This window comes from Paenibacillus sp. MY03 (assembly GCF_002165585.1).
Taxonomy (GTDB): Bacteria; Bacillota; Bacilli; order Paenibacillales; family Paenibacillaceae; genus Pristimantibacillus; species Pristimantibacillus agaridevorans.
Genome location: NZ_MXQD01000012.1, coordinates 119,857 through 146,629 on the forward strand (window position 1 = coordinate 119,857; position 26,773 = coordinate 146,629).

The 26,773-nt window shown below is 48.4% G+C and carries 19 protein-coding genes; 4 read left to right on the top strand and 15 right to left on the bottom strand.

The window, feature by feature from the left end; genetic code table 11:
- Nucleotides 1-3 precede the first annotated feature (3 nt).
- A complete protein-coding gene (locus B1748_RS14400) occupies nucleotides 4-1,302 on the top strand; it encodes an arsenic transporter (RefSeq protein ID WP_087568613.1) in 1,299 nt (432 codons plus the stop codon).
- 19 nt (nucleotides 1,303-1,321) lie between these two features.
- Nucleotides 1,322-1,747, top strand: a complete 426-nt coding sequence (gene arsC / locus B1748_RS14405; protein WP_087568614.1) for an arsenate reductase (thioredoxin) — start codon at nucleotides 1,322-1,324, stop codon at nucleotides 1,745-1,747.
- 137 nt (nucleotides 1,748-1,884) lie between these two features.
- Here arsC and B1748_RS14410 read toward each other — a convergent pair whose 3' ends face one another.
- From B1748_RS14410 to B1748_RS14455, 10 genes are all read right to left on the bottom strand, one after another.
- Nucleotides 1,885-4,233, bottom strand: a complete 2,349-nt coding sequence (locus B1748_RS14410; RefSeq protein ID WP_087568615.1) for a beta-galactosidase — start codon at nucleotides 4,231-4,233, stop codon at nucleotides 1,885-1,887.
- Nucleotides 4,234-4,251: 18 nt separating this feature from the next.
- Nucleotides 4,252-5,175, bottom strand: coding sequence for a metallophosphoesterase family protein (locus B1748_RS14415; RefSeq protein WP_087568616.1), 924 nt, complete (start codon nucleotides 5,173-5,175; stop codon nucleotides 4,252-4,254).
- A 27-nt stretch (nucleotides 5,176-5,202) separates the two neighbouring features.
- Entirely contained in the window at nucleotides 5,203-6,171 is a 969-nt protein-coding gene (locus B1748_RS14420; RefSeq protein WP_087568617.1) for an aldo/keto reductase family protein, read from the bottom strand.
- A gap of 59 nt (nucleotides 6,172-6,230) precedes the next feature.
- Entirely contained in the window at nucleotides 6,231-7,427 is a 1,197-nt protein-coding gene (locus tag B1748_RS14425) for a Gfo/Idh/MocA family protein (protein WP_087568618.1), read from the bottom strand.
- On the bottom strand, nucleotides 7,417-9,234 hold the full coding sequence (locus B1748_RS14430) for a right-handed parallel beta-helix repeat-containing protein (protein WP_087568619.1): 1,818 nt from the start codon (nucleotides 9,232-9,234) through the stop codon (nucleotides 7,417-7,419). The genes B1748_RS14425 and B1748_RS14430 overlap by 11 nt, the downstream gene beginning before the upstream one ends.
- A complete protein-coding gene (locus B1748_RS14435; RefSeq protein WP_087568620.1) occupies nucleotides 9,210-10,925 on the bottom strand; it encodes a right-handed parallel beta-helix repeat-containing protein in 1,716 nt (571 codons plus the stop codon). The genes B1748_RS14430 and B1748_RS14435 overlap by 25 nt, the downstream gene beginning before the upstream one ends.
- Complete coding sequence (locus B1748_RS14440; protein WP_179215587.1) at nucleotides 10,922-12,346, bottom strand: endo-alpha-N-acetylgalactosaminidase family protein; 1,425 nt, start codon at nucleotides 12,344-12,346, stop codon at nucleotides 10,922-10,924. The genes B1748_RS14435 and B1748_RS14440 overlap by 4 nt, the downstream gene beginning before the upstream one ends.
- A 77-nt stretch (nucleotides 12,347-12,423) precedes the next feature.
- The gene (locus tag B1748_RS14445; protein WP_087568622.1) at nucleotides 12,424-14,052 is read right to left on the bottom strand and encodes an extracellular solute-binding protein; all 1,629 of its coding nucleotides are present in this window, start codon (nucleotides 14,050-14,052) and stop codon (nucleotides 12,424-12,426) included.
- A 60-nt stretch (nucleotides 14,053-14,112) separates the two neighbouring features.
- Complete coding sequence (locus tag B1748_RS14450) at nucleotides 14,113-14,994, bottom strand: carbohydrate ABC transporter permease (protein ID WP_256975681.1); 882 nt, start codon at nucleotides 14,992-14,994, stop codon at nucleotides 14,113-14,115.
- Between the two features lie 20 nt (nucleotides 14,995-15,014).
- On the bottom strand, nucleotides 15,015-15,959 hold the full coding sequence (locus tag B1748_RS14455) for an ABC transporter permease (protein WP_256975668.1): 945 nt from the start codon (nucleotides 15,957-15,959) through the stop codon (nucleotides 15,015-15,017).
- A 403-nt stretch (nucleotides 15,960-16,362) separates the two neighbouring features.
- Between B1748_RS14455 and B1748_RS14460 the strand changes: the two genes are divergently transcribed.
- Nucleotides 16,363-18,534 carry a helix-turn-helix transcriptional regulator gene (locus B1748_RS14460; RefSeq protein ID WP_087568624.1) on the top strand — a complete coding sequence of 724 codons (2,172 nt, stop codon included), beginning with the start codon at nucleotides 16,363-16,365 and terminating at the stop codon, nucleotides 18,532-18,534.
- Nucleotides 18,535-18,600: 66 nt separating this feature from the next.
- Here the strand turns inward: B1748_RS14460 and B1748_RS14465 are convergent, their stop codons facing one another.
- From B1748_RS14465 to B1748_RS14485, 5 genes are read right to left on the bottom strand one after another with little or no spacing between them, the layout of a single operon-like run.
- Nucleotides 18,601-19,653: a metallophosphoesterase family protein gene (locus B1748_RS14465; protein ID WP_179215588.1), complete on the bottom strand. Its 1,053-nt coding sequence runs from the start codon at nucleotides 19,651-19,653 to the stop codon at nucleotides 18,601-18,603.
- Between the two features lie 25 nt (nucleotides 19,654-19,678).
- Entirely contained in the window at nucleotides 19,679-20,665 is a 987-nt protein-coding gene (locus tag B1748_RS14470; protein WP_087568626.1) for a metallophosphoesterase family protein, read from the bottom strand.
- Nucleotides 20,662-21,492, bottom strand: a complete 831-nt coding sequence (locus B1748_RS14475; protein ID WP_087568627.1) for an alkaline phosphatase family protein — start codon at nucleotides 21,490-21,492, stop codon at nucleotides 20,662-20,664. The genes B1748_RS14470 and B1748_RS14475 overlap by 4 nt, the downstream gene beginning before the upstream one ends.
- A 23-nt stretch (nucleotides 21,493-21,515) precedes the next feature.
- The gene (locus tag B1748_RS14480) at nucleotides 21,516-22,370 is read right to left on the bottom strand and encodes an EamA family transporter (protein WP_087568628.1); all 855 of its coding nucleotides are present in this window, start codon (nucleotides 22,368-22,370) and stop codon (nucleotides 21,516-21,518) included.
- Between the two features lie 17 nt (nucleotides 22,371-22,387).
- On the bottom strand, nucleotides 22,388-24,523 hold the full coding sequence (locus B1748_RS14485) for an alpha-amylase family protein (protein ID WP_087568629.1): 2,136 nt from the start codon (nucleotides 24,521-24,523) through the stop codon (nucleotides 22,388-22,390).
- Nucleotides 24,524-24,830: 307 nt separating this feature from the next.
- Between B1748_RS14485 and B1748_RS14490 the strand changes: the two genes are divergently transcribed.
- Complete coding sequence (locus B1748_RS14490; RefSeq protein ID WP_087568630.1) at nucleotides 24,831-26,765, top strand: DUF5696 domain-containing protein; 1,935 nt, start codon at nucleotides 24,831-24,833, stop codon at nucleotides 26,763-26,765.
- Nucleotides 26,766-26,773 lie beyond the last annotated feature (8 nt).

Sequence of the window (26,773 nt, forward strand, 5' to 3'; positions counted from 1 at the left end):
ACTATGCTGGTACTTGCGTGTTTGATTTTTATCGTCACTTTAATTTTCGTTATCTGGCAGCCTAAAGGACTGAGCATCGGCTGGTCGGCATCCGCTGGCGCTCTTGCAGCTTTGCTATTCGGAGTCGTCGATTGGCAGGACGTTTGGGATGTTACCGGCATGGTCTGGAACGCCACGCTCGCTTTTGTCGCCATCATTCTGATTTCATTAGTTCTGGACGAAATCGGATTTTTCGAATGGTCCGCCCTTCATATGGCGCGATTGGCACGCGGGAATGGAGTTCTCATGTACGTCTACGTCATTCTGCTCGGTGCTGCGGTAGCGATCTTCTTCGCCAACGACGGTGCGGCGTTAATATTGACGCCAATCGTTCTGGCTTTGGTTAGAGCGCTGAAATTCGAAGATCGGCTCGTTCTGCCTTTTATTATCGCTAGCGGTTTTATAGCGGATACGGCCTCTTTGCCGCTAATTGTCAGCAATCTGGTTAATATTGTATCCGCTGATTTCTTTTCGATCTCCTTTATGGAGTACGCCAGTGTTATGATCGTGCCGGGTTTGTTTTCTATCGCTGCCAGCTTGCTTGTGTTGTTCGTTTATTTCCGTAAAAATATCCCTTCCCGCTATGATCTCGAGAAAGTAAAAGAACCTAAGGAAGCCATAAAGGATCGGACTTTGTTTCGATTATCCTGGTGGGTGCTGGGCGTACTTTTGGCGGGGTATCTGGTTAGCGAATCCATAGGCTTGCCAGTCTCTGCCATCGTGGGAATAGTGGCCGTCATCTTCCTGCTATTAGCGAGACGCAGCCATGCCTTGCAAACGTGGAAGCTGGTCAAAGGCGCGCCGTGGTCCGTTGTCGTTTTTTCGATTGGCATGTATGTCGTTGTTTATGGCTTGCGCAATGTAGGCTTGACCGATCAATTGGGCCGATTATTCCAGTGGGTTGCCGAACAAGGACTATTTATTGCCGTATTAGGAACCGGCTTTATCGCGGCGATTCTTTCCTCCGTGATGAACAATTTGCCAACCGTCATGATCGACGCGCTTGCCATTCAGGGAACGACAACCGAAGGCGTAATCCGTGAAGCATTGATTTACGCCAATGTAATCGGCTCGGACTTGGGACCCAAGATTACGCCGATTGGCTCGCTCGCCACCTTATTATGGCTGCATGTGTTAGCTCAGAAAGGCGTTAGAATTGGCTGGGGACAATATTTTAAGATAGGACTGATCCTCACGCTCCCCACCCTGTTCATCACGCTGGTTGGTTTATTTCTATGGTTGTCCTTCCTCTATTTTATATAATCCAAAGGAGATTTTACTTATGACGTCCAAACGGTTAGTTTACTTCCTATGTACAGGCAATTCCTGCCGCAGCCAAATCGCTGATGGTTATTTGAAGGCTATCGGAGGAGATCGTTTTGAAGTCAAAAGCGCCGGCCTGGAAGCACACGGACTTAATCCCCGAGCAGTTGCCGCAATGCAAGAAGACGGTATAGATATTACCGCTCATACCTCGGATGTCATTAATCCGGACATTTTGAACCGCGCCGATTACGTAATTACTTTGTGCGGACATGCCGACGAACATTGCCCCGTTGTCTCTAATGTCAATGTCGTAAAGCAGCACTGGGGCTTCGACGATCCAGCCAAAGCTGCCGGAACGGAAGAGGAAATTACAGCGAAATTTCGCGAAGTGCGGGATTCCATTAAAAACCGAATTCGCGAATTTGTTGAGTCGTTGCAATAGTTCGGAACAAAGAAAATAAACAGCGGCTACCTTGAGAAACATTAAAGTCTCAGGGGAAGCGGCTGTTTATCTTCATTTCGCATTTCCGTATATTGGTCGCCAACGATCGCGTTTGCGGTTACAAATCATCGGGACTTCTAGGCGTTCACAACGATCGTATACTCCGCTTCCGCGCGAACATCCCTAATTTCCGCCTGGTGATCCTCTTCCGGTCTGGAAGGCATATAAATATTGCTTTTCTTTAATAGCGGGGAAATTTTCAGAACGATTGGTTCGTTGGCCATAATCTCGCGGAACCGCTTTAAGCCTATCATCCAAGGAACGCCGCTGTAGAACTGATCCGCAACGCATTGTCCGGCAATATAGGCCTGCGCCACGTCTCCCACAAAATCGATGATGAGCGTAATATCGTTCGCTTCGACGAAGGCGGAGGGATCTAACGTAATCTCCCATTCCGGAGCATTTCCTTTTTGACCTTCGTCTTCGAACAAATACTCGAAGAAGCTTGCATGTAATGACGGATCCCGGGTCGGTTTCCACGTAACTTCGACTTCCCGGGATTGCAAGACCGGCTTATACGCTTGGAATATTCCCTCTTGTTCGGCCAATAACGAAAGACCCCCTTGATCCAAGGCGCGCTCGACGGGAGGATAAACCGCAAACGCCATCCGTTCGGCTTCAGTTCCGCTAATATGCAGAGCATCATCCTCAAACGTCACGTTTCCTTCGCATGCGATCAATCGATCGCGTCCGAACGCTTGGCCTTTCCACATGTGCAGCGACTGCCGCTCGTTGACCGTTAACACCTTTATCACTTCGCCTTCAACAGTCCTGACGGTGAATAAGCAACCAAGACCCGGCCTCAGGTCGCGAACGGCAATCGCGCCTTCTTCGCGTTCTACTCCACCCTCCTTGAGTTCAACATCCGCAATGCTCACCGGATCGAATGAAAATTCCGGCCGCACTCCTGCAACCTCGAAGAAAACGTACAGCGTTACATCATCTTCGCGAAGCGTACATAACGGCTGAGCGGTCGCATACTTCAATCGGGCGCCGCCCATGTCCATTTGGATCGGCCAGAAGAAATAAGCGTCATGCTTGAGCGCAAACGGAGCCGCAGGCACGTTCAAGGTTTCACTCGCCAGCCGCAATTCAACCTGCACGTGTTCTTTGTCCGGCATTTCCGTCAATCTTTGATAATTATTAAAGAACAGGAAGCCGCTGTCTCCATCCATTCGCGCCGCAACGCGCACCGTCTTGGTATCTTCGACGGAGTAAGGTCGAATATCGGGATAAACCGCAGTCATAAGCGCAAGCTTCTCTCCGAAATCATGAATAAACAGATGAAGGCGCTTCAAGCTTTTGTAGGAGTCCCTGATTCGGCCAAACTCCCCGATCGGCGCTTGAAAATCGTAGCTGCGCACCGGCAGCTGATTACCGCGGGCGTCCGACTCCTGCATCGTCGAGCGTTCCCCGAGGGGCTGAGTGCCTCCGTGATACATGTAATAACCTAGCAGATTACAGCCGTTGGCGATTTTGACCATCGCCATTGCGGCAACATCGTCGGAATCAATGACGGGACGCCTATGATAGGTGATTTGCACTCCGCCTCCAAGTTCGCAGCAGCCGTCGGGATAACGATCGATATCATCCAAATCTCTAATCTCCGACTCTTTTTCGCCAAACAGATCGCTGCCGATGCTCGGATCGTTGCGCATCGGATGGAAAAAATAATGCGGTCCAGGCGGAAGCGGGTTCGTATGTTTTTCCCACGGATGATCGGGATAACCTCCGAATAACGGCAGCACTTCATCTCTCGGAATGCGCGCCCCGCCGGGACCTCCCCAGCCTGTAATCGTATACAAAGGAGCTTGGATACCCGATTCCAGCGCCATGCTCTTTAATGTCCGCAAATGCTCTGCATTGTCCGTCAGCTCGTTATCAAGCTGTATGCCGATAATCGGACCGCCGTCTTGATAAGCGAGCCCATCGACCTGCCTGGAGATTTCCTCGTACAATCTTCTGGCGTATAACAAATAGTCCTCGTCGTTCGTCCGCAAAGCGCCTCTCCCGTACAACCAATCCGGGAAACCTCCGTTGCGGCATTCGCCGTGAGCCCATGGCCCGATGCGGACAAGGGCATCCAAGCCATGTTTTTGGCAAAGCCTGACGAAAGTTCGCAGATCCTTGTCGCCAGACCAGTCGAAACGTCCCTCTATTTCTTCGTGATGAATCCAGAATACGTATGTGGCGACAATTTGGATGCCGCCTGCTTTCATCTTCAACAGTTCTTCCTCCCATTGTCCATGAGGGCATCTAGAGAAATGAAACTCCCCCATAACCGGCAGCCAAGGCTTTCCGCCGCGGGTGAGGTACCTGCTGTTCGCATCTATTTTTACCCCGGACGGATTCTCTCCCCCCATTTTCAAATGCCCTTCGATCAACTCCGCATTTCCATGGCGGCTGGCATCCAGTACATACTTCATGATTATAATTTCACTCCTTCAACGAGGATTCTGTTCCTGTTGCCCGATCTTCTCTCCCGTTACCAGCCGCAGCCATGTCGAAAATCCGCTGACGCCTTGCTCCAAGCGAATAATCCGCGCTCCGTGCGGGAAGTCCTCCCGGCCATACGTATTCAAGCCGGTGGCACGGCCATAGTATAATCGGATGCCGTACCACTCACCCCAAAAATCGTTTAAGTGGTCATGCCCGCAGAACGTGCCCATCACGTCTCCCTGCTCCACCATGGCAGTGAACATACCCGAATTGATTTTGGGACAGCAAACCTTCTCCAGCTTGCTGCCGTAACCTCCTTTTTCCATCCACATTTCCTCATATTCCGGTAGTGGAATGTGGAAGAAGGCTAACGCGGGTACAGGAGCGCCTCCGTTTTTCGATGCAAGCTCCCGGGACTGCTCCGCGTACCAGTTGATTTGATCCCGCCTAATCCAGTCGTATCCCTTAACAGAGGGCACGGAAGAGACATCGCCCGAATCTAGAAAGTAGAGCGCGACCTCGCATTCGCCTTCCGCTTCCCCGATCTCGACGACGTAGTTGCCTTCGCCGGACAACTGCTCCGGTCCGCGCTGCGTAATCGAATGAGGCTGCGCGATGATAGCCTCGATCAATTCTGTCCGGCTAATATTTTTCTCCGTATCATGGTTGCCACAAACATAAGCCCATGGGATGCCTCTTTCTACGACCGGCTCGACAGCTTGCCGCATCATCTCCACGGGATCCGTTGTATCCGACGGATAAATCAAATCGCCCGTAAATACGACCAGATCCGGACTTTCGGCATCAAGAACCGCTCGTATGACTTTTTCCGTTTGCCGATCGATCTCGAGCCCGTCTTGCCAATGGACATCAGTGAACTGAATAATGGTAAAAGTACCGTCTTCCCGATATGTCATCCGATGATTCATCACCCAATTCCTCCGATTAGCATATGTTTAGTCTCTGTCTTCTTCCGTTAATATGTTTTCAATTTCGGACAACGTATCCTCCGAAAGCGAGATGCCCGAAGCAGCGACATTTTTCTCTACTTGCTCCGGTTTCGTAGCGCCGATAATACAGCTAGAAATGTTCGGAAGCCGCAGGTTCCATGCTAACGCTAGCTGCACCAAACTGATGCCTAGTCTCTCAGCTACCTGGATTAAGCTCTCGATTTGGTCTACCCGATGCTCGGAAAGCAGCCCCTGGCTTTTTATCCAATGGTTATGATCCGGATTGGTCGCGCGCGACCCTGGAGGTAACGCCACTCCCTTGCGATATTTTCCGCTAAGCACGCCGTGGGCTAACGGAGAAAACACGACTTGCCCGATTCCGTGCTTCTCGCACATCGGCACGATATCCGATTCGATGCGACGGGTGAACAGATTATACTCTGGTTGGTTCACCACAATCGGGTCCAGGTGCAGTCGCTCCGTTATTCCCGCTGCTTCAGCGATTTGCCATTCCCGCCATTCGCTTACGCCGACGTACAATACTTTGCCTTGCGTGACCAGATCATCCATCGCCCTCAACGTTTCATCCAGCGGCGTATTCTCGTCGAAGCGATGGCAATAATACAGATCGATATAATCGGCGCCAAGCCTCTTCAAGCTGGCTTCGCATTGCTCCATAATATGTTTGCGCGACAAACCTTTACGATTTGGTCCTTCGCCCATATCAAAATAAACCTTCGTTCCGAGCACATAAGAGTCTCTCTCGTATCTCGCAAGCGCCCGTCCCATAACTCGCTCCGCTTCGCCGCGGGCGTACATATTGGCCGTGTCGAAATAATTGATTCCCAGTTCGTATGCCTTATGAATAACGGCCTCTACAGAAGCGGCCTGCCTAGGGTCGTCATAGGTGAGCCAGCTTCCAAGCGCGATCTCGCTCACCTGAAGTCCGCTTCTTCCCAATCTGCGATATTTCATTGTCTCTCGATTCTCCTCCCGACGGGCAAGCTACGCCACGATTTTTTCATCCGACTATATTACTTGCCGCTGATCCATTTTCCGTTCGTAAAATCGGGAATCGCAACCGGATGTCCTCCCAAAGCGATAGAATCTTCGCTTAAGGAAGAGATGCACATCCAGGAAGCCATGTCGTACACGTCGATCGGCGTTTGCGTCCCGTTCCTCACGCTATCAAAAAATTGCTGAAAAACGAGCCAATCCATGCCGTCATGACCTTCCCGCACTCCTTCTTGCAAGTAGCGCTGCCATATCGGATGCTCATACTTTTCGCGATATTGCTCCACATTGCCCCATTGCGACTTCCATTTCGTTTCATATTGGGCATGCTCTTCCTCCAGGAACAAAGAGCGATTGTCCTCCATAAACAATCCTTTTGTGCCTCTTACCGTAAACCCTCGCGCATAGAAACGAGGCAGCGTCGTATCCAGCGTGAGCGTAATCGTCTCTCCGCGCGCGCACTTGATGACGGTCGTCACGATATCTCCTTGTTGAAAGCGGGTATCGGCGAGCTCGCTATCGCCTCTTTTGTTTGTAACGTATGCCTGCATGCCAACCGCCTTGGACGCAACCGACACGAGGGATAACATACGGTTTCCTTTATTAATATCGAGCACCTTGGCAATCGGCCCTAATTCGTGAGTCGGGTAGTTTTCGCAGTTTCGATGAATATATTCGTTTAGCCGATAATGACGGTTTTCTTTGCCGTAAGCAATTTCAGAACGCAGATCGTGATGATAACCTCCCGAACAATGTACGATTTCGCCGAGTACACCCAGCTTCACCATGTTCAGCACCATGAGCTCATCCCGGCCATAACAGCAATTTTCCAGCATCATACATGGAACGCCCGTTCGTTCATAAGCCTCCACCAGCTTCCAGCATTCCTGAACAGAATAAGATCCGCCCACTTCGCAGGCAACATATTTCCCCTTCTCCATGGCATCAATGACGATCTGGATATGAGAGGACCACGATGTGCATAAAACGAAGGCATCAACCGATTCCATCTTCAGAATTTCCATATAATTAGAAGTTGTGACAGGACGACCATTTCCTCCGAACTCGATGATGTCGGCCGCCCGCTCGCGACGATCCTCGTGCAAGTCGCATACGGCGACGACCTCCACGTCCTTCATTTTCATTATGATGATTTCGAGCAGCCCCATCCCTCTGCCGCCAAGTCCGATCAAGCCGATTTTCACTTTAGATGTCATTTTCGCCACCCCTCCTATTAAAAGCAGCCTGCCCTTTATCGATAACAAGATGTTCGTCTTTCATTAAATTCGTCTGTACGATTGCGGTTGCATGATCTTCAATCGTATTTCCGACAATTTCAACCCCGCTGCAAGCCCGCAGTCGAATGATTTCGTGCGAATCGTCGGATGATCCGTCCCTACAGCCGTTCCTCAAAATGTCATTATCGGCCACGATCAAGCCGCTCGTACTTTTCGCCTCCAATAAAGGTGCACCGTTCAGTTCAAAGCGATTGCCGCTTATGATGACGTTGCGATGAACAGGCAGGTCGGAGGATACGTGCGTGTTTTCTGGGCGAATCAGTAGGACTGGCGCTTGGCGATTGCCGCAATCGATAAACCGATTGCCGCGGATCAGAACATCTCGTACCATTCCCGATTCGAACCAGCTTTCGGCGTCGTCGGCGATCAAAATGGCGCTCATATGCAGGTTGTCGAACACATTGTTCTCAATCGTCACCTTGCGCCGGGTTGTTGCCAGAATGCCGCGAGTCGGAATTCTCTTAAAGACATTTCCGCTAACGGAAAGCTCAGGCGTCCAGGTGACGTTCTCGATAACATCCCCGTCTTGGATCGTATCCGGTACGGGAGAATCAAGCGTCAGCTCAACTTCGCGTATAGAAAGCGGTTTAATGCCGACAACGCTGCAGGTTGCGTAAGAAGTCAAAGAGCTTGCGGAAATAAAATCGATCTCGTCACCCGGATGGAATGCGTTAAATCCATAGCTTTGAGGATGCATGAATCTAACCCGTATCCGCCTGCCCTCCTCCACCTCCTCGATACGGAGATGGGTTCCATGGACGTTGATCGCATCATCGTGCGCTCCCTCGAATACGCTGTCGACAATGGATATTTTCCCTTTTATCCCGGATAGATGAACAAAATCGGCAAACGCCGCCGCCGTTCGTCCGCTGGAAGGGTCCGGCGCCAATCGCAGACGCTCGAACGTCAAATTTTCACTGAATTGTCCGACGATCCCAAGTCCATGCATATACTGCATCCAGACGTTGCGCCAGATGATATTCCGGCAGCCGACGATCAGGACGCCGACCTGATCCCGGATGCCGTCGCGCATTTGAAACACATGGCCAACCGACGTGTGCGGCGCGGAGATGAACCGCAATCGGAGCTTGCCTGGCCCGAGCTGTTCGACCTGATTAGCCAACATGATCGGGTTCGGAACTCTCCAGGTCCGATTGCTTACCGGATCATATTCCTGAGCGGGACCGCCTCGATAAGACCATCCTTCGTCAATCCAATACAGCTTATCGTCTTGCAGCCTGTATTCGGAATCCGGATGGACCTCCACGTCCCAATGACTTGCGCTTGTCGCTGTAATACGCATTTCGGAAATCGTCGGACGGGCGAAATCGATCGTCAAATTCCGTATTTCCGCTTGGATACAGCCATCCATTACGATCGGCGTCATCTTTCCGTGAAACAGAAGCCGCGAGCCGTTCCCTTCTATGTGAATCCGGCGTGATCCTTTGAGCCGCAGGCCGATCGTCTTGGTCGGATCGGGATGCTCCTCTTCGCTGGCCGTATTGGAGATATAATAAACCGACTTTACGGCATTTGTCGGATACAGATCGTATTGGCCAGGCGGAAATTCAACTACCGTCGGCCCATTCGCGGCGGAAGCGGCATCGATCGCAGCTTGTATCGCGTTTGTCGAATCCTCGCCGGAATCCGGTATCGCTCCGTAATCGGTTACTCGAAAGATTTGGATCGGCGGTTCGATGCCTATGGAGTTTTCTTGATCTTGCATGTTTCATCCCTCAATATGATCGTCTTTTCCAAGCAACCTGCTCCTACAAAAATCTGTGTATTATCCCGATCAAAACGATTGTTCTGCATAACTACATTATACGAGTGATCAAACAGAGCAATAGATGAGGTCGAATAAAACTCGTTCTCTTCAATGCAAACTTCTTTCGCGCTTTCGATCCGCAGCGCGAGACCGTTGCGTCCATGTATGACGTTTCCGATAAATTGAATATGGCTATGTGCTCCGACAACAGGCTCCGGGGCTTCTACGCTGACAACCATCGCCTCCGCTTTTCCAATCGTTCCCGCTCCGTAAGCGCATTCCAGAAACTGATTGTTTTTTATCGAAACACGGTCGACGTTCAAACTTTCATACCAATAAATCGAGCAATTCACATGAATAGCCGTGCCGGTGCAATGATCGAACGTACAATTCTCAATCTCCACATCCCGTGTTTGAACGAGGAAGGCCCTGGCGCGATTGTTGCGTACCGTACAATTTTTAACAGATAGGGAAGCGGTTCTTGACAGGTTCGCAATCAAGTCGGATTCAGCCAGGTCTTTTGGGATTGGCCGCGACATCTGAAGTATAAGAGTGCCATCCGGGCACAATTGAATGCCGGCGACTTCATTCGTAGAATAAGGCTCCAACGTCTGGCTTCGAACGATCTCGAGATGATCACCGACATCCGGAAAATCCAGCTTTTCGGATTGAGGAGTAATATCTACGAATACTTCCACCGTATGATCGTCGACGATTTTTTTCACCTTTAAATAAAATCCGTGAACATTTACCGCATCGTCGCCCATGCTTTCGAAGTAGCAGTCCGCAAACTTGATTTTCCCCTTGCAGCTTATAAAATGAGTGGCATCCGTATTCGTGGACAAAATTCTTCCTTCGCCTGGTTTCACTGTCAGACGGACAAAAGACAGATGCTCGCTGCGGTGTCCAATAATTCCCATCCCGGGAGCATACAATAAAGTGACATCTTGTACTTCAACAAACATACATTCGTATAAAAGAATGCCCATGCGGTAGTTTAATATATGCCGCAGCAACAACTGCATGCCCGGTTTCAGCCGTTGCGGATTCTCGTAATGAAGGCGCAATCGATTCGGCGAAGGCTGCTCCGTTCGATCAACCTGGGAAAAAGATTCGATGGAACCGATCAACGGATAGGGGGAATACCGGTCGACATTCATAAGCGCTGCAACAGGAACGGCACCTTCATCCAAATGTCCCTCCTGAAGATCGATCAAAGCGCTCATTTCGTCGGCAGAGCTGACAACTCCTATGGAAAACAGCGGTTGCTCCCAGTCCATCGTGAAACGGTGAATTTTGAGATTCCGGCACCTGATGAATGCGAACGGCTGAACTAATCCGTGGAACACGAATTGCGAGAATCCGCCATCCCATTCGAATTCTTCCATCTCCTCCAATTGAAACGCGATAACTTTCTGTTCTGTCGATTGGCCCAAATCCAATTGTGCCCCATGTTTCATAAGCAAGTCATATTGTTCTATGAAAGAAGAATGTTTGAAATCATACCTTCCTTGTTCGAATACGATACGGCGAATTCCGTTTTCCTTACAGTGCCGAATTGCATTTCGTACAGCTTCCGTGCTGTCTTTGCCCGTATCCGGCTTGACGCCGAAGTCGGACGCTTTCACAAATTGAATGGATAATGTCATCTTACAATCCCCCTTTCAGAGGGAAATATGGAAACGGCAACACCGGACGGCAGCGAAAGCTCCAATTGTCCGCCTACCGCTGGGTGACCGAGCTTGATTTCCTTTAACCCATCAGAAGTGATCAGGTAAATATCGACGGCATTCACTTCATTCCAATCCGGCGGCAGAGACCAGAGCTTTTGCGAGTACCCCGTTTTGCTAAACGCGATCAGTTCGGACCGTTTATGCCATAAAGCCGGGAACAGTACGTCGTCCCCCTCTCGCAACGGCTTCCCGTCACGACGAACGGAGCGATCGGCCAGGTGGACAGAATGGTCATCGGAATAATGAACGACTCTGTTGTCACCTTCGTTATCCATCCGAATGCGATCCAGCGAATTCAAATATTGGTATTGCAGCATTCTTGTGCAAAATCGCTCGATAAATAAAGGATGCCAATCCTCGCGCGGAGCATCTTTGTCGGAATCCCAGAAGACGTCTTCCCCGTGCACGCCCGCGCCGAATAGAAACTCCAGGTCGTGCCGGACCGGAATGCCGGGCTGCGAATAATCGCGAATCGCGGCGCCGCTCAACAGCCTGGCGGGTCTCTCCAGAAAATGCTGTTCGTCGCATTGGTCGAACCACCAGCACCAGGGCTGCAGCCCAATAAACGGATCGTTGCGCAGATGTGCAAAGTTTTCGCTCGTCACATCGATGCCGCGCCCTCGGAAATAACGGATCGTACGGCGCATATAGGAGGATTCCTCCTCCTGGGTGATGTCATGGAAGGCGTTCGGTCTCGGAAAATAGGCGTCCAGATGCACCGTTCCCGCACGATCAAGCTCGAGCAGCGAAATGAGCGTCTCGATCCGCTTTACGATGACCCCGCTCTCCCACTCGTTCTTATAGAAAATCTGATAGGCTGGCCAATCGTTGTAAGTGCCCACTTGCAGCAAGGAACCATCTGCTTTACGCGAGATCAGGTCCTTCCCCAAGTACATGTCCCAATGCGGACTATTAGGATAAGCATCCGTCATATTGACATGGACGCTTATCGTCGTATGATATTTTTGCGCTTCTTCCGCCAGCCATAGGTAGCTGTCTCTCGCCGTACGATCCTGCGGTCGCTTCAGATGGACGTTGACCTCGTCCCAAGCCGGATAACGGTCATCATGTCCGTTATACTGCCAACCGACCAAATAGATGATCTTTGGAATTTCTCTCGTCAAAAGATCGATCTCCCGGATAAAGTCCAGCGCGCGTTCGAACGTGCATAAGACGCGAGAGCCTCCTTGTCCGTCCGGTATAGCCATACCCAGCTTCATCGTGAGCGTCCGGCTGTAATCGAAATTGTACGGACTTTCCGGCTGCATAGTCGCTTTCCAATCGTAGTAATCTCCCGATATGGAGCGCCACTTTTCATTTCTATCCATTGAATGCATTATTCCGCCCTCTTTCTTCCCCCAATAGGGAAACCTGGCAGTGCCGATAATCGACACTGTCAGGTTTCGGATCGTTCCTACTTCGATATTTGAGCGTTCATCATATCTACAATCGATTGATAATCTCCGATATTCGAAAGCTCTGTCTTGAAAGCATCCCATTCGGAGAGATCTCTTTCGCCTAGCAGGAACTTATAGATGTTCTCATCCACATAAGTTGTCACCGCGGTCATGACCTGAGCTTTCTTAGCCTCATCCTCTTTGCTTAAACGTAGAACCGGTGCGACTTCATACGGTGCAATAGCCGTTTCCGGGTTTGTATATTTTCCCATCCCCTCTTGAGGACGCATTTCTTCAATCTTTCCGTCGCCGAAAAATTTAACGTCTTTGTATCTGATATAGTCCGACGAATAGTTTTGTGGAGCGAAGACAAAGCCTTGACGTGTCCAGGGTTCAGCTAAGCCGAAGTCGGATAATTCCTTCCAGTCTCCGTTTTTATTAATAAATTCCTTCTCGCCGTTGACTACCTGGTATGTTTTGCCTTCCACGCCCCAATGCATCAGTTCAACCATTTCTGGTGAATACTGGTAATCTAACATTTTGACGATAAGCTCCGGATATTTTGTTTTTTTGGATACCATGACACCGTAGTTGGCATAGATGGTTTTGCCTAACAATGCCGGACCCAGCACCCACTGGTCGCCATACTTTTCGTTTTTCGGATTGACGGCCGCTCCCCACTCGACGCCTTGGTCTGGAACGGAATATTTCTCCCACCAGCCTCCCCAAGCGATCGGAAGCATAAAGGATTTTCCTGTGGTGACTTTAGCCTGCAATTGATCTTGCGACTGACTCAAGAACTCTGGATCCAGCAGCTTTTCATCATACAATCTGCGGATAAACTCCAAACCTTCTTTAAAAGAGTCCTCGGCGGGTCCGAATACATATTTCTCGCCATTCCAGTAAATATCGTTTTTCGTATGGTTCGAAAGCGCCAACGCGTCTATAAATTTAGGCCATTCCTGCGAATTGACCGGATAAGAATCCGGATACAGCTCTTTCAGCTTAACCGCCGCATCATAAAATTCATCCCAGTTTTCCGGAATCTTGATGTTATGCTTCTCGAAAATATCGAACCTATACAGAGATGGGTAAGCCGAGCCGGAAAATCCGGTATCGTTTAAAAATCCATCTCCAAAGAAATACATTTTTCCATCCGGCGTATACATGCTCTTGTCTACGAACTTGGTAGATTCCAAATAGGATTTGTAATTTGGAGCGTACTCGTCCAGATAAGGAGCAATGTCCAAGAGAGAGCCTTGGTTGCCGAACTGGAACATGACTTCAGCATCCTTGACGCCCGACATAATGTCCGGTGTATCGCCGCTCGCCAGTGTCAGCTTCACTTTCTCCGGATAGTCGTCACTATTTACGTAGATCCATTTAATATCGAGCTTTGCGCCGATATAAGCTTCCATCTTTTCTTTCCATAGCTTATAGAGCTCAGTATCCTTCGGGTCGTCCCCAAAGCTGGACATGTAAGCTGTAATCTTGATCGTTTCTTCGGCCGGCGTCGATGTTGCATCAGAACCGGAATTCGTATTGCTTGGCTGATTCGACGGATTGTTGTTGTTCTGGCTGCAGCCTGCGAGCACAAGCGTCACAGCGAGAACGATACTGAGGATGAGACCCATTTTTTTCTTCAAAGCTTAACCCCTCCATTAGTTTAATTTGTTTATCTATAATAAATAATAGAGAAACCGTAGTTAGCCTTTCACCGAACCAATCATCATCCCCGAAACAAAGTGCTTCTGCAATAGCGGATAAACGAACAGAATCGGTAAAATGGTGACGATGATAGAAGCCATCCTGATGTTTTTGGGGTTCAGATTGTAGGTGTCGAGAAACCGCTGCAATCCGCCCACATCCGTATAATTGTCTGTCTCTATGGTCATCCTGCGCAAAAGCAATTGAATCGGATGATCGTCGTTATTATTTAGAAAAATCATCGGTTCAAACCACATATTCCAAAACATGACGGCGCCGAAAAGCGCGAATGTCGCCAGCAGCGGCTTGGAAAGCGGGATGTATATACGAAACAGAATGCCGAAATCATTTGCTCCATCCAAATAGGCGGACTCACGCAATTCCTTGGGTATATCCTGAAAGAAGGTACGGAAGATAATAATATTGAAAGCGCTCATCGCGACGGGCAACACAACCGCCCAGATCGTATTGAACATATTCAAATCCCTAATAAGAAGGAATTGCGGGATGAGACCTCCGCTGAATACCATGGTGATAATTACATAAACCGCCAACGGCTTGCGGAATATAAAATCGCTGATCGCTAGCGGATAAGCAAACAAGGTGGTCAGCAGCAACTGCAACGAAGTGCCGATGACCAAAAACACAAGCGTATTCTTATAAGCATTCAAAATGTTTTTATCCTGAAAAATGTACTGGTAGCTGTGAAAGTCGAATCCCTGTGGATACCAGGTGATTTTCCCTTGACCTACCAAGACCGGATCGCTAATGGAAACAGCAAACGTATTCAATAGCGGATAAAGCATAATGATACATAAAAGGATCATAAGCAAGTAATTAAAAATATCGAAAGATCTGGACCAAAGCCCTTCGTTATACACTTTCAACGTTTATCAGCTCCTTACCATAAGCTGTTTTCGGATACTTTTTTGGAAAAGTAATTTGCAAATAGAATCAAGAAGAAACTGATCACAGAGAGCATTAATCCGACCGCTGCGCCATATTCGAATTGTCCGCCTTGCACGCCTACCCGGTAGACGTAAGTTTCGATTACATCCGCCGTTTCATAAATTTTCGGATTGTACATCAATAGCACCTTTTGATAATCCGTACTAAGAATAGTTCCCACTTTCAGAATGAGCATCACTGAGGTTGCCGGAATAATGGCCGGCCAAGTGACATATCTAAGTCTCTGCCAACGGTTTGCGCCGTCGATGACAGCTGCCTCGTGCTGCGCAGGATCAACTCCGGTCAAAGCTGCTAAGTAGATGATGGCGCCATAACCCAATTCCTGCCATATGCCCATTCCGACATAAAGCGGCCGGAAAGCTTCGGAAACATACAACAGCGTCCTCGGTTCCGCCCCAAACCAACCCAGAACTTTATTAATAATACCGTCAATCGAAGTAAATTCATGAATAAAGCCGACGACAATGACTGCAGACAGAAAATGCGGGAAATAGGTAATCGTTTGCACTGTCCGCTTAAAAAATTTGTGACGAAGTTCATTTAGTAACAATGCGAAAATAACGGGTGCGGGAAATCCGAAAAGCAAGGAGTAAAATGCAAGCAACAATGAGTTTTTTGTAATTCTCCAGCTCATCGGAGAGTCGAAAAACGCTTTGAAATGGTCGAAACCGATCCAAGGGCTCCTTAGAAATCCCAACGAAGCATCATAACTTTTGAAAGCGATTGTAATTCCATACATGGGAAAATACTTAAAAACGAGTAGAACTAGAAAACCGGGCAGCGCCATTAAGATCAAATAGCGCTGTTTTAAACATTTTCGCAGAAAACTATCTTTTTTTCTTAGTAGCGGCTTCTGCACTAGCTGTTGATTCTGCAAATTTCACCCCTCCAGTGTACTTTTGCGTTACGAGACGATAAAAATGAAAACCCTTTCCTGAAACTGTGGCAGCAACCAAGCCAGGCTCGCTCTTGGTGAACCCAGATTACAGGAAAGGAATATTAATCGGCAATAATCAACTATTCATATCGTTTGAATTATTTCATATTTACTCGAAAATAGACCTCATCTGAACGGACGATAATCACTCCGCCGCTTAAAATCAAGAACTTTCATTTATTAATGTGCTGTTCAGTATTTCAACATCGCATGACAACCAGGCAAGATCCAGCTATAATACAATCCAGTGGCGTAAAAAACCTAATTTGTGTATGCGGTTACAAATTGAAAATATTATAGAGATCGAGGATCGTGCCGCTAACAAAAAAAGGGGGGCTCCAACTTGAATAAGTTGTTTCGATCTGTTTCTGCTCGCTATCACAGAAGCAGCGTTTTGTATAAGCTGCTCATCATCAACATGATTTTTATCATTTTGCTCACGAGTCTGCTGGGATTTAACTACTCGTATTTAAAAACGAATGTAAGGGAAGATGTTTTACGAACGAATGAAAGCTTTCTAAAGCAAGTATCCAGTCAATTGTCTGGAGAATGGCTCGCGATCCGCAACATGATTTACAATTACAGCGTGAGTCCGGAGACAAAGATTTTATCCAACATCTCAAAAAATTCGCGTTCCTATTATACCGAGTTATTAGCTTATAAAAACAAAATAACGCAAACCAATTTGCAGCTTCCGTTTCGAGCCCAGCTATCCGCCTATTTCCCGGCTCAGAATATGGTCGTCAGCAGCGACGGAACCCGCAGCCTAAACGTGTTTTATGAAAATCTTGACCTTAAAAACGACGGGGTAGTCTGTCGTTGTCTGCTGCAAAACGAATTGGAGCGGGTTTATAATTTCAGCAATACAATCGTATTCTCGTATCGGCTCTTTCCGACGGGATACATCTTTGTTCAGATCGCGAAGAACGAATTGCTGGCTTTTTTAAACGGTCAAACCAGTTTGCTTGATAATGTCATCATGATAAGCGATAAGGATAATCAACCTGTTATTAGTACAGCCGCTCTTGATCAGGATCTCGCCGGGCAACGGCTTCAAAATTTGTCGGGGCAGATCATGATCGATGGGAAAAAATATACACCTATCGCCCATACAGACCCCTTGTTTACTTACACCGTTTTGTTTTCGGAAAGCCAGATGCAGGAGAAGCTTCAAAAGGCCAACGTTTACGCCTTTATTTTGTTTGCCGTTTTCTTTGCCATTAATCTCGGATTTTTATTCGTCAACTGGTCCTTGTTCAGACCGCTTAGACTTATGGCAAGAACATTTAATCAATGGACGACAGCGCCCGCTACAAAAAATGAATTCGCGATACTCTCGGATACGTTCAAGGAGCTCAATTCTGTGACAGTCTCCATGAAACTGGAAATGACGGAGCAAGCCGACATCCTGGAGCATAACGCGCTTTTGCGGCTATCAAACGACGAAAACTATATTTTGAAGCCCAACATCCACCAGATGCTGTCAGCCAAGTTTGATTCTTATGCTGTTATTTATGTCATCGAAGAGAACAACCTTGGGGAGCACTCAGCTTATTACGCACCATTGCTAGAAGCCGCATTAAACCAAATTGGACCGTACATTCGCCTGCACCACCATAGCGATAAATGTATACTTATCGTAAATTGCTCCGAAACCGAAACGCTGGAAGCGCTAATCTATCGTGTTTTGGAGAGCGATCCCGCTCCGGTAATCAATGGGCTTTTTCTCTGCGGCATCAGTTCCGTTAAAACGCAACTGAAAGAAATCGGCAAAGCCATTTACGAATCGAAAGACGCGATAGACAAACATGTGCCGGACTTAATCCATTTAAAGCGCGTCAATCCATATCAAGCCCAGAACAGCGGCCAATCTTCGGTCATCCACTTATCCATCGATAAGGAGCAAGAGCTTGTCAACTATGTGCTCAAAGGAAACTCGGAAGCCGTTTATCAATTTTTTGATAAAACAATGGAAAAAACGTTTAAAAGTTTGACATTCGAGCAGTTCCAAAATATGCTTCGTTATTTCCACGACCTGCTGCTTGTCATTTTGAACAGCAAAAAAATTCCCTCCGAGGAGGTTGGGTTAACTCCGCCCACACCTATGGAGAGCTACCATCTTCAATATTTATTTAATCAAATTCGCAATGGATACGCCGTAGTTGCAAAGCGATCTGCATTGCCGAATACGCCGCTTATCGAGCAAATTAAACTTTATATCGAAAAAAACTATGCCAACCCGGACTTGTCGTTAACTGTCATTGCAGATCATTTCTCGATCACTCATGTTTATTTGTCTACCTACTTCAAGAAAAATACCGGCTATAACTTGAACTATTACGTGCACCTGATACGGATACAATCCGCAATTCAACTTATCCAATTGCATTCGCATTTAGCTATGAAAGATGTCGCCGAACGCGTCGGTTATACCAATGCCGGGACGTTTATCCGCCATTTCAAAAAAATTGCAGGTACGACGCCCACCCAGCATGTCAGGATGCAGCAGGAATAGATGTAAAAAAAGGGAGGCCGCGGTAAGCGGCCTCCCTTATGTTCTGATCCGGTGCTGCCGGACCGATCATACTTCAAAGATTACAATCCTGTCTTCTCCCGCTCCGAACCGGGTCATTCGCAATTCGCCTTTCGAACAATCTATACTGATGAGATCGAACGCCGTCTCGCTCGCCGTACCAACCGTCCTGTCGGGGCTTTCGGCATAATTTCGGTAGCTAACCGCGTTAAGAGTCGAAATCAGCGGAATGCCGTCTTGGTACAGCACCTGGTCGATATGGACGTGTCCGAACAGACAGGCGACAACTTGATTGCGATTTGTTTTGATGACTTTCCAAATCTTCTCGCCGTTTTCGACTTCGCCGTCAACATATCCTTTAACCCCTCGCTGAATAATTGGCAGATGCGAGAAAATGACGACCTTCCACTTATCGCCGTCCGGTATGTCGCTAAAATCGAACACCTTATGCTCGAACCAATCCACCTGTCTGTCCGAGAAGGCGTACTCCCATTGTCCGTTTTGCTGCAGCATTCCGTCCGCTTTTACTTTGTAGAGAACATCGACGCTGTTCAGCATAACGATTCTCGTCTTTTTTACCGGAATATCGTAGTAATAATAAAGTCCGCTTTCGTAGCCTTTGTCAAATGAAACGGTCCCATCCAATCTTTGATAAATAACCGTGTAGGCTTCGACCGGGAAAATGACATTGTTCGCGCCTTTTATTTTCAGGCGAAAATCCTCAATCGAGTTGTCATCATGGTTTCCTCTCATTGGGAAGGCGGGACAACCTTGCATTCGTATCGCATCCATCAACTCCGATTGGGCCAACAGGATCTCTTTTTTGGGCCCATTCTCCATAATGTCCCCCCCGATAACCATACAGTCCGATGATAGCGCTTTAGCGGCGTGTTTGACCGCAGCGGCTGCCCGCAGCTGATTGCCTCCCAGTTTATGATGGGGATCGGTGTAAAACACGATATCGACACTTCCTGTCGTCTGCGCTTGCTTAGCCCGATCGATCGTTTCGCTTAAAGGTATATGATAATAGTCCGGTAAATCAGGATATTGTTCAGCCAGATCCGCTTGGCCCCGTCCATGCTCAGACGTTTCCACTCCCATTCGTTCATTCATCTCCTTTCTTGTTTTAGATGCGGATGCTTCTGTCCTCTCCCGCTCCGAAGCGGATGATCGAAAGTTCATTTTTCGCCTCATTTAAGCTGACAATATCGAATGCCGTTTCGGATGCCATATCTATTAATCTCCCGTAAGTGGCCGCATTAAGAGTAGAAATCATCGGAATGCCGTCTCTCACCAATACTTGATCGCAATGGACATGGCCGAAAAAACAAGCCGCGACGTGCTTTTGATTTCTTCTAATGATATCCCACATGGCTTCCCCATTAGCTACATCATGATCAACGCCTTCCAAGCCGTCCTGGATAATCGCGACATGTGAAAAAATCAAAACTTTCCATTCATCGCTGCTCGGCTGCCGGCCAAAATCGAAAACTTTGCGTTCGACCCAATCCAGCTGTCTTTCGGAAAAAGCGTATTCCCATTGTCCGTTATGCTTAAGCTCCCCGCTGTCAGCAGTCTGGTACGGAATATCGATACTGTTTAAAATGGCGATTCTCGTCTTTTTGCCGGGAATGTCATAGTAGTAATATAAGCCGCATTCGTTTCCTTTATCGAAGACTACTTTGCCCTCCAATGGTTTAAGCCAGTCCTCGTAGGATTGTTGCGGAAAAATGACATGATCCACGCCGCCCGTTTTTAAGTGGAAGTCTTGAATGGAATTGTCGTCATGATTGCCTTTTACCGGAAAAACGGGACATTCCCGCACCCGAAGCGCATTAAGGATTTCCATTTGCGACCGTTCGACCTCCTCTTTCGGGCCGTTTTCGCTGAAATCTCCTCCGCATACGATCGCATCTACAGAAATGTTTTGCGCCAGCTGCCGGATGACCGCCGCCGTGCGAAGCTGATTGCCCCCGGGCATGTGATGCGGATCCGTGTAAAAAACAACTCGAACCGTCTGTTCATTTTGATCCTTCATCGTTCGCCTAATGGCTTGCGAAACCCAATACTCGTAATATTCCGGTATATCGTTGTTGAACTGATTTGCGCTCAACGGGACTCCTCCTTAAATAAACCAGAAGGCACTTTTGCAGACCATGTAACGGGCGAGTCGATTCCCAGCGCATAGGCGACGACAGCCGCTGTATCTTCAATCGCAACAGGCTCCGCTTCGACATTCGACACGACGTTTGGACCTGCGCATCCCCAGAAAATCGTCACATCCTTCGGATGATCGCTTCCATGGTTTTTCGGGTCCGCCCCGCCCCCGCCGTGATCGGACAGAAATATGATCAAAGTGTCTTCCAGCTTATTTTTTGCCCGAAGAATAGCAAGAATTTGACCAATCAACTCATCTGTTTCTTCTATAACCTCATGAAATAGTGTCGTGCCATAACCGAAAGAATGTCCAGCCCCGTCGATCCCGTCGAATTGAATAAACATGAGCTTGAAATCCGGATATTGTTCAGAAAAAGCGGCCACTTCATGAACCAAATGTTTATCCGCATGGACGTTGGAGACATAGTCTGCGACGCCCGCTTCGATAATGCCGTCATTGATCGGCTTCCACGCGCTAAACGAGGCGATAACAGCGGACGGATCCGCTTCCTTTACAAGTCGCATAAACGACGGATATGGCGAATCGATCGGATATTGGCGATGCTCCGCTCTTTCGTTGGTAAGACCGTGCAGACTCGGCTTTACCCCATGGAACATCGATCCCCAACATTCTCCGCTAATCGTGGGAAGTACTGTTTGCGCCTCGTACGTAATAAATCCGCCCTTTAAAGCTTTGTCAATATTCGGAGTGATTGCTTGATCGATCATATTGCCGGCCCCGTCAAGACCGATGATCACTACTCTTTTCGTTGCTTGCTTCATTTTCTTTCATCCCCTTTTGTTCATTATCCGCTTATGCCGACTACGATAATGCCTGCCGTAATCGCCGTTGCAGTCATCAATCTTCTGATTCCATTTTTCTCTTTCAGAATCCATATTCCCAACAAAGTAGCGACAACCGTTCCGATTTCCCTGACCGGAGCGATATGGGATACCGGAGCCAGGTTCATCGCCAACAGGAATAAGAAATACGAGCCGGGCATCAGCACCGATCCGAGCAAAATCATTCCTTTATTTTTTCTCCACTCGGACAATAACGTTTTTCCGTTTACCATCGTTCGTACATTCCCCAGCATAAATCCGATGTTGGACGCCGCTATCAGAGTAAGCGGAGTTACGTATTGCAGTGTCATTTTATCGATCAACACATACGATGTCGTGCATAACCCTACCCCTAGTGCTATCAATACGGGCATTAACTGTACCGCTTGACCGGGATTTGAGCGTTTATTCCATTCGCTTAACCCCAATATGCCGCGCAGGATGATGGCTACTCCCGCCCATCCCGCTATGGACAGTCGCTCACCCATAAAAATGACGCTAATTAAAGGAATAAGCAGTACTCCCGTTCCACGCTGAATCGGATAGACTTGGGACAAATCGCCCAGCTTATAGACCTGGGATAACATAAATGCGTAAGCCGCTTGTGCCGCCATGGACAACAGGAGCAATAAATAGACTTGCAGCGGATACCTTTCGCTCAACAATTCCATCAATAAAATGGGAATCAGAATGACATTTGCCGTCATGACGATCAGTGCGAGATACGCTTGCTTACTTTCACTTCGCTTGGCGAAAAAATTCCATATTGCATTCATTGTGCCTGAAATGATGACCAACGACATCGCAATCCAAAACATACGTTAACCTTCTTTCATCAACTAAATCCGAGATCAGCCTTACCTTGTTCTTCTTCCCACCGAATACTCAATTTTAGCAGGCGGCTATCCTCGCTATCGCTGTCTTCGACTGCGATTACGATCCCAATACCGCTGCAATTCTCGTAGCGGTACGAGGAAGGAACCGAAATCCAATAATGCTCTGTCGTTCCCGGCACTCCCCGCAAATCGAGAAGCAATCGTCCGTCCTCCCAGCGTTCGTCTGCAACGCTGACCGCATCCATGCTGACATGTCTGGAGGAACCGATCAATTGCGGCCGGTTCTCGGCTTTGCACAAACCGACGATCTGACAATGCCCGAGCTCCAGTGCATCCAGCGCGATCGATCCGGTCTTTTTACCCAAATAACGCTGTTTCCAAAAATCGAACGCATGGTACGCGTCATCTGGCGCAAGCGCCAACGCTTCCAGCTCAAGCACGGTCTCCATTAGAGGCACAACCGCAAATCGGCCCGCAACGCACCACCGGCGAAATGGAAGATCAAAGTGTATCGCCCACAACGACCCAGTCGCATTCGTTTCACGCGGTTCCGCGTTCAGGCCAAGCAGAGCATAGGCGAAAGCATCATCCATTTGACGATCGCCGAGCTGCGGCAAGGACAAATCCAACGGGAAGGTCATGTCGAGCTGCCCCGTTTCTCCAGTCGTCGTTGCCAGAGACGGGATGCAACGCTGAATGGAATGAATTCTGTCCTTATCATAGAGCTCCGTATTGTCGCTGATCATCAACAGTCCGCCTGTTAACGAAACGAGCGACAGCAGCGATTGGCCCCACGCTTCCTCCGTACGCACGCATATGTAATCCGGGTCGTTTAAATAAAGGATTCGCTGAGTATGATACCAGCGGGCTGTTTCAACCATCTGCTTGCAAATCGCCGACCAGCTCGGATTCGAATCTCCGGCGATTCTGCACGCGTCAACGATTCCTGCCGCCTCCGTCAACACGCCCCAGCAAGCGAGGAAAAAGGAATCTTCTCCAATCTGCTCCCTTGCGCACTGGAGATAGTTGCGCAAACTCGCGGATGCCTCCTCATTTGAAAGGAGGCCGTCATTGACCGCCTTATGCAAACCGTCATACAAAAAATGACGAATTTGATCGGTTTTGAAATAACTGTACCCTTTGTCCTTTAATCCCCTGTACAGCGGCGCCACCTGCTCAGCCAACGTTTTCGGATCCGTTTTTAAGACGTTAAAAATCCACTGACCATATAAAGGATCCCCGCTGGAGTCGCATTCAAAATATTCGCGGTTCGCTTCCACGAACTCCCGATTCGTAACCATCGCGCTTGACCAAATTCCAGCCCGAAAACCACGTCCCTTTATGCTGGATATTAATCCGTCATGGCCATCCGGAAAGCGATGATTCGTTTGAATCCAAGCATCGGCAACGCTCCCTTCCTTTGTTGGAGGAATGTGTTCTGACTGAAAGCCGTCATCAATCTGCATCACATTCAACCCATAAGGCTTGAAGTGGGTTTCCAAAAACGCCGCAGTTTTTTCGATATCCTTGCCGGTAACACGCTGCGCGAACGCTTCCCATGAGCTCCAGCCGGTAATCGGCTGCACATTCGGACGCCATTGCCATGGACGATGATGTTCAAATTGAAGATGGCGGCGATAATACTGCATCCGTAAATTGACAATCCAAGGCTGCAAACCTCCCTGAACTTCCAATTCCGCCTGCCAATCCCCTGTTTCGCTCTTTTCCAGGCGCGATTTTGTCCACGACCAACCTGCTCCATGCCAATCGATCAGCAAATCCTGAAAAACATCGTAAATCCCGTTAACCCCTTTAAGCAAAGGTTTGCCGATCTGACCCAGTATCGCCTGGCCTTTAACCGCTCTTTGCGGCCGCATGTTGAGCGCCTTCTTACTTAAATGAATGTTGACTTTGACCAAAGCAGGCTTATCCAAAGCAACATATATTTGCTGCACAAACGGGCTGCTCTGTATATTGCCGTTAGAAGCTTCACGATAGTACGGTTTTGCCCCCTCCGGAATAAAAATCGAGAGCAAAGGTTTACCATTATAGTCATAGTGCAGAGAATGCTCGTTTTCTTCCCATCTGTGCGACGCATGAGCGACGGGCGGTTCCTTTTCAAATGTCGATTTCATCAAGCGACCTCCATATACAACTATTAGTTGCGCACTGATAAATATCTCTACATTGCTATGCTAAGCATGATCGTTTCGGGAGGCAACAGTCATAATTTAATCTGATAAACAAAAAAGCAGAGACGGTATTTTCAGTTTTTCATATGGCAGTCATATCTTTATCCGGACGACGATTAACCCACGTTTTCGTAACGATCTTAAAAACGACAAATTGTTGAAGCTCCGGTCTCATGCTAGTTTAAAAAACAGGAGGATTGTAAGGAGGGACAATTCCGACATACAATGCTTAACGATGAGGTCAGAGAGGATGATCACGAAGACCATGCATGAAAATGATAACGTTATCTTATTAGAAAACGGCGGCACAAAAATTTTTCTGGACAAGAAAAGTTTAAGCGTACGCGTCGAGACGGAAAATGTCTCTTGGGAAACCGTTTCCGGGGCTGCGAGCTTCGCCGTCGGATACGAACATGCCGAACGGGTTTGGATTTCTTTTCATCAAGCTGAAAACAAACAGTTTTCCCCTATCGACTCGGGTTTCCTTCAAGGCGTCCGCATTCATCTTGGCCCATTTTCCAGCAACGGCAAAATAATCGGAGTTCAAGCAGATGTTACCGTCCTGCTAAACACCCACAGCGGCGAACTCGTATTTGAAGTCCATGGGATCAGCGGCGGAACAGAAAATGAGGTCTCCGAAGTCATTTGGCCGGGATCCTTTGCTTTCTCCGGCGATCGAGAGACCGACTATACGGTCGTTCCCGCTATGCAAGGCTACCTGATTCCGGCAAATTGGCAGAAGCCCTTTCGGCGATACCATAAAGGGATGATGTTCGATCGGGATGCCTATATGCCTTGGTGGGGACAAGTCAAAGAAGGAAACGGATATTTGGCCATCATCGACACGCCTAACGATGCGCGCCTCTCCGTGGAGCACCTCCCCCTTGTTCACACCCATGCGGAAGTCGTATGGATTCATTCGCTTGAACGCTTTGACTATACCCGGAAGCTGCGTGTTCGATTCGCTAAGGATTTGAACTATGTAGGCATGGCCAAAATGTATCGTCAATATGTACGAAGTTTAGGCAAGTTACGTACATTGGCGGAAAAGCAGCTTGTAAATCCGAAACTGTCGGAATTAATGGGCTCGGCCGTCGTACACACAAGCGTACATACTCGCATAGCGCCGGAATCTTATTACTTCGATAAGGAGCATCCCGAGAAAAACGATTTTGCCGTTTCCTTCGAAGAGAGAGCCTTGCAGCTCGCGGCGCTCCAGCAAAAATACACCGGCAAGCTCTATGTCCACATAGATGGTTGGGGACGCAACGGCTACGACAATCTCCATCCCGACGTGCTTCCCCCAAGCCCGAAAGGCGGAGGCTGGGAAGGCATGCGGAAACTCCAGGAGGTGTGCAGAGATCAACATATTTTATTAGCCCTGCACGACAATTATCGGGACTTTTATCACGATGCCGATTCTTATAACCCCGAGCTAACGATTAAGCATCGGAACGGAGATCAGGAATTTTGCGATTATTGGGCAGGAGGAGCTCACAGCTGGCTTTGCACAACGTTGTCCAAAGGCTATTTAGAACGCAATCACGATAAACTAAATGAAAACGGCATATATCCGGATGGGGTTTATATCGATGTGTTCGCAGTTGTACCTGGCGATGAATGTTATGATCCGAGACATCGGATGACAAGAACGGAGTGCATGGCTTACCGTGCCTCCTGCTTCGAAGAGATCCGCTCCAGAGGGATGATCATCAGTTCGGAGGAACCAACCGATTGGGCCGTGCCTTATCTGGATCTGGTCCATCATGCTCCATATGCCCTTTATCCCGGTCCGGGAGAAGGCCCGGCTATCGGAATTCCTACACCGTTGTTTTCCCTTGTTTATCATGACGCGATCGTCGTGCCGTGGTCCTTGGATAGAGGAGCCTGGGGAATTCCGGAGGCGGATCTCGGCCTGCTTCATGGGCTGTTGAATGCCGGCGTTCCTTATTTGCCCATCCAGCCTTCGGACAACGAAATTCCGATCGTCAAAACAATGGCCCGGCTCCATCAGCTAATAGGATCGCTAGAAATGACGAACCACGAATTTATGGACGGAAGCTGGCGCAAGCAACGCACTACGTTTGCAGACGGTACGATCGTCGAGGTCGATTTGGACGGTGACCGTTATACGATCCAAATGGCGGACGGTGAACTCATTTCGGAGGCAGACGTTCATTTGTAATAAGGATG